Here is a 12,142-nt window from a genome sequence, read left to right on the forward strand (position 1 = left end):
ACACTTAGTACAAGTTCTAAAATAAGGAGTTTCTGATGATGACTAACGACGATCTGTTTACCAAAATCGAACATCTTAGAAAAACAATGATTTCAGTGGGGCTATCCAAAGGTTTTACTTCAGTTGAGACGGTAAAACTAAGTGAAAAGCTTGATAAATTAATCAACTTACAAATGGGTTTACTAGAGAAAATATCTGCTTAATTACTTATTATATTTATCCAATATATTCATAATGATTAAGTTTGAAAGAAAAGGCACTAGATACCATGCAGTATATCATGGTAACTCTCTCATAGAGAAAAAGCGTAAAAGTCCTTTGAGGAGGCCTTCTTACGCTTTATTTTTTGTCTCAAAAGGTACCGACCTAGTGTCAGTTCCACTTCATTGAAATCAGTCTCTTACTCAACTACTAATAGGGTTACCCTCCATATGGATAGCTGGTTGGATATGGTACAGGTGCCGGATAGGGTGCTGGGTATGGGGCAGGATAGGGTACTGGGTATGGATAACCTCCGCCAGATGACAATGCACCGACCGTTAGGCCGCCTAACAATCCCCCTACAAATGGAGCGCCATAACCACCATAGCCAGGGTAGCCTCCGTGATACCCCCCATGATAGCCTCCGTGATAGCCCCCATGGTGTCCATCGTGATGCCCACCGTCGTGCCCCCCATGATGTCCCCCCTGGTGACCGCCGAAATGTCCTCCCATCATACAAATTCATCTCCTTTTTTTGTCGATAACAAATCGTCCTTTTGATTACCCTTAAAAATGGTTACCTTTTGTACTTTATGCATATAAACGTCCAATGAATGGGCAGATGAACACATTTATGAAATCCGCGATTTGATTTGATATGCATCTTCCTCCAGGTTTCTTGCTATAATGGCAGGTATAGAGAGTAAAAATAAGGAAGTGGCTCCTAAACTTATGAAAATTAAAGTCATAATTGCGGATGATAACTTATTTATTCGAGAAGGTCTGAAAATCATTCTATCTACCTACCGGGAATTTGAAGTACTTGACACCGTCAGTGATGGAAAAGAGGCAGTCGATTACTGTCAAAAGCATGAAGTCGACATCGCCCTGCTCGATGTTCGCATGCCTAATATGAACGGGGTGGAAGCCACGAAGCTGATTACTGAAACAACGAACACCAAGCCTATCATATTAACGACATTTGATGATGATGAATACATCCTCGATGCCATCAAAAATGGGGCCAAAGGCTATCTATTAAAAAACAATGACCCCGAACAAATCCGTGATGCGTTGAAGAGTGTTTTCCATGGAAACAGCATTCTTCAGGATGTTATTCTTGAAAAAATAAAGTCCAATTTGTCGGCGTCTAATAAAGAACCTGAAATAAAAATCGATCTCACAGGGTTTACCGAACGTGAACGTGAAATCATGTCCTTGATTGCGAAGGGGTATTCAAATAAAGCGATCTCCAAGGAATTATTTATCTCCGAGGGGACGGTAGCTAATTACATTAGCTCTATTCTAGGCAAGACAGGGCTTGAGCACCGAACTCAAATTGCGATTTACTATCTGACGGGAAAAGTAGACTAAAATGGAGTTTTGGATTATTTTTACAAAGCTGATCTTGTTAGTGTATATTGCTTACCTTGCAGTACAAACCAATATCAGCCATATCTCCTGGGTTGTCCTCGCCTTTCTCGTGTATTTTTGTGCAAATATTACGCTTTATATTTTTAAAAATAACACCATCAAAAGGATACTGCATATGGTGTCCATCGCTATTACGACAGGAGCCTATCTCATCCTGGATCCCTCGTTTAGCTTGCTCCTGCCTTTATCGATTGTGGAACTGGCCGCATGTTTTTTCGATAAAAAAATTACGCTAATGATTCTTTCCTTGCTTCCTATCTTGTATATGAATGAATCGTTGCAGCCCCTATACGGTATAGTGGCGTGTCTTTCTTTTATGATTTTTTCGCTCACGACTATCTATAGCGATAGACTGGTAAAAAATGAAGCACAAATCGATTCGATGCGAAAAAAACTCCAAAAGTTAACGAAAAATATCAATGAAAATACCGAATACATACGGCAGTCCGAATACACCTTTAAATTAGAGGAACGCAACCGAATTTCACAGGAGATTCATGATAAAATTGGCCACTCGATGACTGGTGCGCTTTTTCAGATGGAAGCGTCCAAACGATTAATGGAGACCGATCCACAAAAAGCAACCGAGCTCCTCCAAAATGCGATCAACATTTCGAAAGAGGGGATCGAAAACATCCGCATGACCCTAAAAAATATGAAGCCCCCCACGGAACAAGTGGGGATTCACCGCTTGAAGCTGCTAATCGATGATTTTAACGCCAAACAACAGATAAAAACCGTCCTCACCCATGAAGGCAATTTAGATATTATCGCGCCGATTCAATGGAAAATCATCCATGAAAATGTCACAGAGGCGCTGACGAATACGATGAAGTATTCACATGCAACACAAGTTTCCGTCGATCTAAAGGTTTTAAACAAAATGATCAGAGTTGAAGTGAAGGATAATGGTGCGGGAACCGCAACGATTAAAAAAGGTCTAGGTATCATCGGAATGGAGGAGCGGACGGCATCTGTCAATGGAAAAATGATTGTCGACAGCAGCAATGGTTTTTCCGTCACTACGCTCCTGCCACTAGGGTGATGAGAATCTCACGCTCACAATATGAATATTCTCATGTGAAAAGAATGAACGATTGCACTTATGCGCGTTTATTCTTTTTCTTTATACTGGAAATAGACAAAACGATCTAGGGGTGAAACGATGAACGTTTTAGAGATTAACAATTTAACAAAAAAATTCGCTGACTTTATCGCAGTTGACAATATGAGTTTATCTGTTGCAGAGGGAGAAATATTTGGTTTTCTGGGCGCCAATGGAGCTGGGAAAAGTACGACGATTAACATGATTGCTGGCCTGCTGCGCAGCAATGATGGAACGATTAGCATACTCGGAAAAAATAGTGCTAAATACAGCCGATTTGCGAAAATGAATATTGGCATGGTGCCGCAGGATTTGGCGATCTATGAGGATATGACGGCTTATGAAAATGTAAAATTCTTTGCTGGACTTTACGGTCTGCGTGGTGCCGAATTAAATGAACGAGTAGAGGAGGCCCTTGATTTCGTCGGCCTACAGGATAAACATAAAAGCTATCCGAAAAGTTTTTCAGGTGGGATGAAGCGCCGCTTAAATATTGCTTGTGCAATTGCCCACCAGCCAAAGCTCATCATTATGGATGAACCAACCGTCGGGATTGACCCACAGTCCCGGAACTATATCCTTACATCAGTAAAACGGCTGAATGACATGGGCTGCACGATTATTTACACGAGCCACTATATGGAGGAAGTCGAAGAGATCTGTTCCCGGATTGCAATCATTGATCATGGAAAAATCATTGCTGAAGGAACGCAGGAGCAGCTGAAGTCGATCATTACCAATACAAAGGATGTCTGGATTGAGGTTAAATCTACTGAAAAGGTGAACCTGGAATCGATTAAAGATATAAACGGGGTCGAAGCTGTTTCAGTCGATGAAAACTTGATTAAAATCAACTCAGATACGGGCGTCAATAACTTAAACAAGATTATTGAGCATTTTATGAGCAGCCAGATCGAAATCCGCTCTTTACAAGAAAAAGCACCGAACCTGGAAACGGTATTTTTAACATTAACGGGTAGAAATCTACGTGACCAATAGGGGGGACTCACTTTGAACATACTCAATATCGCGTGGAAGGGTATTAAAACAGACTTCCGGGATACCCGAACCTTGTTTTTTATGTTAGCTTTCCCAATTGTGTTAATGCTCGTCCTTGGAACGGCACTGTCGAACACGTTTACGACCAGTCTGCGCGTCGATGATATCGATGTCTTATATAAAGATACAACGAAGGGTGAGTACTTTCCTCACTTCATCACTGAGGCCAAAAAATCAGGGCTTCATTTTAAAAAGGCAACTGAACATAGCGATGGCGAAAAAGAAGTGAAGCAAGGTAACTATGATGGTTATATAGAAGTAACCGATAAAGGGATTCAGCTCTATGTCAATAATGGGACCAGTATTGAAGGAAATATTCTGCAAGGGATGCTCTCCTCCTTTGTCGATCAATACAATATTGCTTCTGAAGTCATGAAGGTGGCTCCGCAAAAGCTGGAAAGTGCCTTCACGCGTGAAAAGCCGGCAAATTTCATTAAGGAAACATCGCTGCTTCCCGATAAACAGCCGGGATCGATGGATTATTATGCAATTGTCATCACAACGATGATTGTTCTTTACGGTGCGATGTCGTCAAGCTCGTTAATCGTAAGCGAAAGAGTTCGCAAGACAGCGGACCGCCTGATTGCTTCTCCAGTACGAAAAAGTGAAATTTTCATCGGGAAAGTGCTCGGGAGTCTCGTTAGTAATAGCATCTGTATCCTGCTCGTCATCCTGTTTAGCAAGCTCATTTTCAAAGCCAATTGGGGCGAACATCTTGGATTGGTATTCCTTGTTCTGCTGACAGAAGTCGTGTTTGCGGTCAGCATGGGGATTGGCGTCAGCTTCCTGTCAAAAACAAGTGCAGGTCCGAGAGTGATTATCATGCTGTTTGTGCAGTTATCGTCCTTTTTTGGCGGGGCTTATTTTAAAATTGACAACCCAGAAGGCATTTTCAAGCTGATTACCGAGCTTTCGCCGCTAACCTGGATGAATACAGCGCTGACAAAGATTATTTATGCGAATGACTTTGCCGCAGCTATTCCGGCACTAACGATCAATCTTGGCGGGGCGCTCTTATTTTTACTCGTGGCGATCATTTCTTTGCAAAGACGGGAGGGGCTATAATGAAGGATATCCTCTGGTTAATTCAGAACACGTTACGTGTGACGTTTCGAAAAAAGAAAAACATTATTATGTATCTATGTATGCCGTTAATCGGAATTTTTATCTCCCTGCTAGTCTATGGCGGCGATCAAAAAACAATCCTCCATGTTGGAATTGTTAATCAGGACACAAGCAAGATTACTACGGATACAATCCAATTTTTAAAAAGATTAGAGAATGTGGAAATTTCCAAGATTACCACGGCCGATGTTCAAGATCAAATCTCGTCTGGCGATCTAGATAGTGTAATTACCTTTGAAAAAGGATATTCTGACAGTGTCTTGGCTGGGGAGCCTGACCATATCCAACTAACCTCGATCAAGGGTGCAGCAATTACCGCATACGTGAAATCTTATTTACATCAGTATATCGATAATATTGCGACGATCAGTTATGTTGCGGGAGGTAATCAACAGACTTTTGAGCAGATGTATCAGGATTACCAGCAAACAGATTATAAGCTGACCACAAATGCTTTAGAAGATTCTTCAAAAAACAAGTTTATGACCAACCAAACGATTGGCTTCCTGATTATGATCATGCTGATGTCAGCCTGCAATATGTCCGAGATCATCCTTTTAGAAAAAGAAAACCGCACCTATTTTCGGTTATTATCAACTCCGATTAATGCTAGGAAGTATATCTTCTCCAATGTCATGGTCAACATGATTGTGATGACGATACAGGTGCTGATCACGTTAACGATTATGAAAAGTATCTTTGATATTGGCATCAATATGTCCTTTTGGTCAGCGGCGTTCGTCATGCTGCTATTTTCATTGATTTCCGTAGGGATTTCATTAGTGATTGTTTCTTTTTCAAACAGCCGCAGTGCCGCGGGCGCCTTACAAAATTTAATTATCACCCCGACCGTCATGCTTTCCGGCTGCTTCTGGCCGGTGGAAGTGATGCCGAAATCGTTACAGAAAATTGCTAATTTCCTGCCGCAGCGCTGGACATTGGATACGTTAACGAAGCTTCAGGAAGGAAATGAATTTAGTGGGTTGTATTTAAATTTCATGATTCTATTCGCCTTTGCCGCTGCGTTTTTCTTGATTGCGGTGTATCGATTTAGTAGAAATAATTCTACACAGACTTTTGTCTAAATAAGGATATGCGATGTACCTGCCTCAAAATCCAGAACAAACCTCGAAGACTGTATTCTTCGAGGTTTTTTTGGGACATTTCCCTGCCACTCTTCTCTTATTCTCTCAATTTTCCTTTATATATTGAAAAATGACGAAAGTTAACATTCTCTCACGAAAACTAGGTTCTACATTCGACGCTTTCTATGAAGTTTCTACATAACATTACAAATTTATTACATTCATCTCAGTTCCATTGTTATTATTCCCAAACAAACTTAAACTATAATTATACGAATTGGAATAATTTTCTCTAAGAAAAGGTGATTATAGTTTGAAACGGAAAACATTAATATTTACGCTATCGGTTGCTCTTTTAACTACGATCGTGCAAGCAACCCCTACTTTTGCAAGTAAACCTGTTACCCAAGGACAAATCATTGAGACAAGAGGACAAATCAACCAGACAGAGGAACAAATTGAAGACATAGAAACAAAGATACAACAACTAGACAACCGAATCATCATGGGAATGGAAAAAAGCAAACAACTAAATGATGATATTAAAGCGCAACAAGGTCAAATCGAAGATACAAAGGCTGAAATTGAAGATGCAAGAAAAGACTTAGAAACGAACAAAGACTACTATTCTACAAGACTAAGAACCATGCAGGCACAAGGGAAACAGTCCATTATCACTTACGCAGAATTTATCATTTCTTCTGAAGATTTTTCTCAGTTATTAACTCGATCTACTGCAGTTATGCAAATTCTTGAAAGTAATACAGATATCATGAAGGCTCTAGCAGAAAAAGAAGAAACCTTAAAAGGTGCAGAGCAAAAGCTTGAAAACGAATTAACCCAATTAAAAAGGAGTCAGGATGAATTAACTTCTGAACAGAAAAAGGTTGAAGCAGATAAAGTAGAAATGAACCAGCTATTGGCTGATTCAAAAAGTACCTTAAAGCAACAACAAACGGAACTAGCTAAACAACAAACACAAAAAAATGCTCAAGATAAAGCACGCCAAGAAGCACAAGAAAAGGCACGGCAAGAAGCACAAGAAAAGGCACAGCAGCAAGCACAAGAAAAGGCACAGCAGCAAGCACAAGAAGATGCACGGCAACAAGCACAAGAAAAGGCACAGCAACAAGCACAAGAAGAGGCACAGCAACAAGCACCAGAAGAAGTACGGCAACAAGTACCAGAAGAAGTACAGCAACAAGCACCAGAAAGGCCAAGACAACAGGCACCACAGTCTTCGGTAAAGAGCCCATCAGCTTCCAGTTCGCCGACAATTCAAGCGACTAACTCTGACAAGGCAAATGCGTTAATAGCAGCCGCTAAACAATATTTGGGCGTTCCATACGTTTGGGGCGGGTCATCTCCAAGCGGGTTTGACTGCTCAGGGTTCACTCAATATGTGTACCGATATGTTGGTATTAGTCTCCCAAGGGTATCCCGTGACCAACAAGATGTAGGAACCAGAATTTCTCCGTATGATGTACAGAAAGGTGATTTGGTATTTAGGGGTAACCCTGCCTATCATGTCGGCATATATATTGGAGGCGGGAAATATATACATGCCCCGCAAACGGGTGATGTTGTGAAAATTGCTACGTATAATCCGGCTAAGTTTACAACTGCAGCAAGAGTATTGCATTAGATATAAGTTAATAGAAAAAAAGGCTTGGAGGAAAACTCCAAGCCTGTTTGGTATAGATCAACATGTTTCAGTTATATAATTTTGCGTCTAAGCGACAGAACTCGGTGAGAAATAGAAGGAATGTGACACCGACTGCGAACTAAAGGAAATGGAGTGGTTTTAGAATTTTTTTTGCCGATCATCACATATACTAGAAAAAGGTGATATAACTTTTTTCTAAGAAGGTGATAAACATAACCACAATTCAAGAAATTGCTAATGTCCTTGCCGGTCTTGAGCATAAATTAGCCCCTAACTGGCTAGAAAATGACATGATCAAAAAGACTTTGGCGATTAGTTATGATTATTGGTTAGAAGATACGGGCATCCCGATGACATTGAAGGACTTTGTGCAACAATATCTCGAACACGCTGAATATCTCGGTGGGATTTTCTCACCAGATTCTGAAATAAACGATCTCAGTTGTTAATCAGCTGGAAAAATAGAAACTGATCACGAAAAAGCAAAAGTAAGTGCTTAACTGTTCTATTTAAAGAAAGACGATTCGGGCTTCCGAGTCGTCTTTTTGCTTTGATTAGAATTTCTGCGGGTCATGATACTTTAGAACCCCCCAGTCTATACCCTTATAAACCTGGTTAGTTATCCTGCACGATGGGTTGGTCAAGTAGATCCGCATTGACCGAAGTGGTTGTACTTTGACCAGTAATAGTTGTGACATGAAGCCCTGAATTTGTTGAGCCTGAGCCATGTGTGCTTTTCGAGGCGCTCTTAGGAGAAATAAACAACGAATTGCCAAATTGAACAATCCCGCCACTGACTGTATCAATCTTCACTGGAGCTGGAAATTCTGACATAGATGAACATCCTTTGCATTTTAATAACTTACTATATGCCAACTTAAAGGGAATGGTTCGAAAGCAATGACTGTAGGGTTTGATGCATTTCTTTTGGGGCTGTTCAACAGTTCGTCAAAACATTTTAAACAAACTGTGAACTTGTCACTATCTCGATGTTGTTTAACAGAAAAAGGGAATATAGTGTAATCATAAAGAACAAACAAAAATTGAAAGGCGGAATGAATTATGTTTAACAAATTTTTAAGAGAAAATAAAATCGCTGCCGCTATCTTAACTGTCTTACGTTTATACCTTGGCTATTCCTTGGTTTACAGCAGGTTTTCATAAATTAACAGGCGGCTTCGATGCGGCTGGATTCTTAAAAGGAGCCATTGCGAACCCAGTAAAAGGTCCAGATCACGAAAAAGCAAAAGTCACAGCTTAAATGAACATCAAAAAGCAGAAGTAGACCTTAGGGTTTCACTTCTGCTTTTCTATTTTAAGTTCAAACTCATATAATGCCATCCGATATGGAGATTTCATTGATTTCCGTTTAAGTGGCCATCCTTTATTTTTTGCCACAAAAATTTATTTTTGGATTTTGTTCCAAATCACCTTTTGTTCCATATGCTTTAAGATAAGGGGTGATGTAATGACTGAACAATTTGATCTCGAGACGCTAAAGCACATAAGGAACAAACTTGATTATATTTACTATATCGCCAAAAGCAATTACAATGATAACCCTGAATTAATGGACACGATTGAAAATTTAGCTCAAGTGTCAAACATGTTTACGAATATAAAAATTCAAGAGTTAAGCAAACAAGTGGAAACAACAAGCCCTCAAGGATACATTTTATCAAAGCTATCAAACTCTTACTCAAGAATGAAAGAGTATGAAAAACAAAAAGAAACGGATTTCCCAACTTGGAAGCTGTAAAATAGGGAAAATAGTTGATAGGCAGAAGGTTCAATGGACCCGCTTAAAGGGTGCGTCGCAGGAAATACGACTAGAGGTACGGAAAGGAAACTCAGGTAAATAAATCTTACTAAAGGGCTGCTTCAAGAGGCATATTCATGTCTTTTGTAAGCAGCCCTTTTTGGTATGTTAAAGATTTGGTTATCTTAATTTCTAAGAAGGGCGGTGTAGGGATTTGTAATAATTTGGCATAATTCAGCGGATAATAGTTGGAAAAATTTTATAAATACGACAGAATCCAACACATTGTTATAAAAGTACTAGATATAATAGCTTATATTGAGCAGTATAGACTATTTAAAAGATAAATGGATAATTGAGTACGGAGAGCATTTTAGGAGGAAGAATATGAATGTTTCAGAAAGTGATGTTACGGTTATTGATAAGGAATGGTTTGCGCTAATTTTGGAAGCAAAAGAACTTGGATTATCCGTAGAAACGATCAAGAGTTTTCTAAAACAGAATGAGGTAAATGGTATGAAAGAGCAAAACTGATTATTACAATGTGATTGATCACACTACATAAATGTATTCAAAAAGGGACTAATCTTAGCCCCTGTTTTCTGTACGATTGTTCTCTTAATGGCTAATTAAAAGTGCCTTCTTTTACCGCTTGTGGCAGTGGTTTTTGCTGCTGGCTTAAAAAGAAGAAGACACCGAGCAGGACGAGCAGGCCGCCGACAATTTGCCAGCTGACGAGATGTTCATTTAATAATAGGACCGCTAGAATGGTGGCACCGACGGGTTCGCCTAAAATACTCATCGAGATTGTTGTCGCATTGACGTAGTTTAAAAGCCAGTTATTGATCACGTGACTGACCGTTGGAACGGTGGCGAGTAACAAGAAGATGCCCCATTCCTTGGCAGGATATCCAGTTAAGGAAACTCCTGTTGTGAGGTTATAGATGGTAAGAATAATTGAAGCCGAGAAAAATACGCAAAAGCTATAAAGCCAATGTGATACCTTTTTGACGATCGTCTGACCGATTAATAAGTAGCCAACCACTGAGATGACACTGAAAAACGACAGCAGGTCCCCCATGATTGCATCGTTGCTTAAACCGAAATCCCCCCAGCCAATCATCATCGCTCCGATAATGGCAATACCCATGGTCATCAATGCGGACAAGGTGGTTCGTTCCTTAAATAGGAGAAAACCTCCGAGCAAGGAGACAATTGGCTGCAAGGCAAGGATAATGGTCGAGCTTGCGACGGTTGTTAATTTCAAGGACCCGAACCAAAGGACAAAGTGCAGGGCTAGAAAGAAGCCTGAGAAAAATAAAAAGAACCAATCTTTTTTCATGATATTATTAAATTCACTGCGTTTTTTCCAGACGATGGGAACCATTAAGATACTAGCAAACCACATCCGGTACATACTCAAAATTGAGGCCGGTGCGTCTGACCATTTGACAAATATAGCCGAAAATGAGATGGCAATGATTGAAATGGTTAGCGGCAGCCCAATCGATCGTGACCCTATTTCTTGTTGTTTCATCATATCCCCCTTTGCCTTTTGACAGGGCTTTTTCATAATATAAGAATTTCGCAACCCGAAAGTCGTGGCAAATATTTTTTATTATACCACATGGTGTCAGGCACCAGCGCTGCAAAAATTTGCCTTGATCTGCCATTGACGAATGTTGAGGTGTTCTATATGATATGAAGAAGAGAATGCCCGTACTTGCGGGAGAGGTTCATAGCTGATACCCTCTATAAAAAACTATGGATACATGACTTTAGGCCATGTCCATACTGGACGTGGCTTTTTTGTGGGATCCTTTTAGTTTGAAAAATAGAGCTGCTGCGGGAAACTCTACTTTAGTGAAGTATCGGGACAGATTACAAGGGGGTTTTTGTATGTCTGGCAGAAGCCATGAAGAAGGTTTAAAGGATTTAACTTTATTAGGTAATCAAGGGACTACCTATTCATTTGAATATGCTCCAGAGGTATTGGAGGCGGTCGATAATCTTCATCCAGATCGTGATTATTTTGTAAAATTTAATTGCCCGGAGTTTACTAGTTTATGTCCGTTGACGCGCCAGCCGGATTTTGCGACGATGTATATTTCGTATGTACCGGATCAAAAGATTGTTGAGAGTAAGTCATTGAAGTTATATCTTTTCAGTTTCAGGAATCATGGAGATTTCCATGAGGATTGTGTGAATATCATCATGAATGATTTAATTAAGCTGCTTGACCCGAGATATATTGAGGTTTGGGGAAAGTTCACTCCACGCGGCGGGATTTCGATTGATCCATGGTGTAACTATGGGAAGCCGGGAACTAAGTACGAGGAGATGGCAAATTTCCGTTTAATGAACCATGATCTTTATCCGGAGAAAGTGGATAATCGTTAGTAAAATGAGGCCGGGATTCCGGCCTTATTTGTATTGTGGTTGCGATCTGATGTAGAGGAGACTTATGGAGGTTTAATACATCTTGGACAGTAACATGTTCTTATCCGCCAGTAAACATAGCTTATCCGCCAGTAAGCGTTTTTTTTTTTTATAATTTTGTTAAAAAGCCACGGAACCTAGACTGTCCTAGTGATTTGAGACAGAGATAAAACACCCTTATTAGGCTGCCATACTTCCAAATTCAACGGGCGTTTGGTAGCCTAATTTTTCTTGAATGCGTTCTTCATTATAATGTTTAACGTAATCTT

The 12,142-nt window shown here is 40.1% G+C and carries 15 protein-coding genes, 1 pseudogene and 1 riboswitch; of the genes and pseudogenes, 12 read left to right on the forward strand and 4 right to left on the reverse strand.

Features of this window, described 5'->3' with window-relative positions:
* Positions 1-38 precede the first annotated feature (38 nt).
* Complete coding sequence (locus J7E77_RS25945; protein ID WP_251028187.1) at positions 39-203, forward strand: aspartyl-phosphate phosphatase Spo0E family protein; 165 nt, start codon at positions 39-41, stop codon at positions 201-203.
* 217 nt (positions 204-420) lie between these two features.
* Here the strand turns inward: J7E77_RS25945 and J7E77_RS25950 are convergent, their stop codons facing one another.
* Positions 421-717, reverse strand: a complete 297-nt coding sequence (locus J7E77_RS25950) for a hypothetical protein (RefSeq protein WP_214717898.1) — start codon at positions 715-717, stop codon at positions 421-423.
* Positions 718-933: 216 nt separating this feature from the next.
* Between J7E77_RS25950 and J7E77_RS25955 the strand changes: the two genes are divergently transcribed.
* The 7 genes from J7E77_RS25955 to J7E77_RS25985 all read left to right on the forward strand — a co-directional run bounded on the left by J7E77_RS25955 (position 934) and on the right by J7E77_RS25985 (position 8,124).
* A complete protein-coding gene (locus J7E77_RS25955) occupies positions 934-1,575 on the forward strand; it encodes a response regulator (RefSeq protein WP_214717945.1) in 642 nt (213 codons plus the stop codon).
* Between the two features lies 1 nt (position 1,576).
* On the forward strand, positions 1,577-2,680 hold the full coding sequence (locus tag J7E77_RS25960; RefSeq protein WP_214717900.1) for a sensor histidine kinase: 1,104 nt from the start codon (positions 1,577-1,579) through the stop codon (positions 2,678-2,680).
* 120 nt (positions 2,681-2,800) lie between these two features.
* Positions 2,801-3,739, forward strand: coding sequence for an ABC transporter ATP-binding protein (locus J7E77_RS25965; RefSeq protein ID WP_214717901.1), 939 nt, complete (start codon positions 2,801-2,803; stop codon positions 3,737-3,739).
* 12 nt (positions 3,740-3,751) lie between these two features.
* Complete coding sequence (locus tag J7E77_RS25970) at positions 3,752-4,864, forward strand: ABC transporter permease (RefSeq protein WP_214717902.1); 1,113 nt, start codon at positions 3,752-3,754, stop codon at positions 4,862-4,864.
* Positions 4,864-6,009 carry an ABC transporter permease gene (locus tag J7E77_RS25975; RefSeq protein WP_214717903.1) on the forward strand — a complete coding sequence of 382 codons (1,146 nt, stop codon included), beginning with the start codon at positions 4,864-4,866 and terminating at the stop codon, positions 6,007-6,009. Before J7E77_RS25970 ends, J7E77_RS25975 begins: the two co-directional genes overlap by 1 nt.
* Positions 6,010-6,322: 313 nt before the next feature.
* Positions 6,323-7,654 carry a C40 family peptidase gene (locus J7E77_RS25980; protein WP_214717906.1) on the forward strand — a complete coding sequence of 444 codons (1,332 nt, stop codon included), beginning with the start codon at positions 6,323-6,325 and terminating at the stop codon, positions 7,652-7,654.
* Between the two features lie 224 nt (positions 7,655-7,878).
* On the forward strand, positions 7,879-8,124 hold the full coding sequence (locus J7E77_RS25985; protein WP_214717909.1) for a hypothetical protein: 246 nt from the start codon (positions 7,879-7,881) through the stop codon (positions 8,122-8,124).
* Between the two features lie 166 nt (positions 8,125-8,290).
* On the opposite strand, the gene J7E77_RS25990 is transcribed toward J7E77_RS25985, so the two are convergent.
* Positions 8,291-8,509 carry a spore germination protein gene (locus J7E77_RS25990; protein ID WP_214717912.1) on the reverse strand — a complete coding sequence of 73 codons (219 nt, stop codon included), beginning with the start codon at positions 8,507-8,509 and terminating at the stop codon, positions 8,291-8,293.
* A 228-nt stretch (positions 8,510-8,737) separates the two neighbouring features.
* On the opposite strand from J7E77_RS25990, the pseudogene J7E77_RS25995 reads away from it, so the two are divergent.
* The 3 genes and pseudogenes from J7E77_RS25995 to J7E77_RS26005 all read left to right on the forward strand — a co-directional run.
* Positions 8,738-8,897, forward strand: a pseudogene (locus tag J7E77_RS25995) (Crp/Fnr family transcriptional regulator); the annotation flags it as partial.
* A 246-nt stretch (positions 8,898-9,143) separates the two neighbouring features.
* On the forward strand, positions 9,144-9,434 hold the full coding sequence (locus tag J7E77_RS26000; RefSeq protein ID WP_214717915.1) for a hypothetical protein: 291 nt from the start codon (positions 9,144-9,146) through the stop codon (positions 9,432-9,434).
* 387 nt (positions 9,435-9,821) lie between these two features.
* Entirely contained in the window at positions 9,822-9,968 is a 147-nt protein-coding gene (locus J7E77_RS26005) for an anti-repressor SinI family protein (RefSeq protein ID WP_214717917.1), read from the forward strand.
* Positions 9,969-10,059: 91 nt separating this feature from the next.
* On the opposite strand, the gene J7E77_RS26010 is transcribed toward J7E77_RS26005, so the two are convergent.
* A complete protein-coding gene (locus J7E77_RS26010; RefSeq protein ID WP_214717920.1) occupies positions 10,060-10,971 on the reverse strand; it encodes a DMT family transporter in 912 nt (303 codons plus the stop codon).
* 188 nt (positions 10,972-11,159) lie between these two features.
* Positions 11,160-11,206, forward strand: a riboswitch (PreQ1 riboswitch).
* A gap of 127 nt (positions 11,207-11,333) precedes the next feature.
* On the opposite strand from J7E77_RS26010, the gene queF reads away from it, so the two are divergent.
* Positions 11,334-11,834 carry a preQ(1) synthase gene (queF, locus tag J7E77_RS26015; protein ID WP_088089713.1) on the forward strand — a complete coding sequence of 167 codons (501 nt, stop codon included), beginning with the start codon at positions 11,334-11,336 and terminating at the stop codon, positions 11,832-11,834.
* A 219-nt stretch (positions 11,835-12,053) separates the two neighbouring features.
* Here queF and J7E77_RS31865 read toward each other — a convergent pair.
* Positions 12,054-12,142 (reverse strand): IS3 family transposase (locus J7E77_RS31865; RefSeq protein WP_214717947.1); only part of this gene is annotated, 89 nt, incomplete at its 5' end.

Source organism: Bacillus sp. ISL-77, from assembly GCF_018613105.1.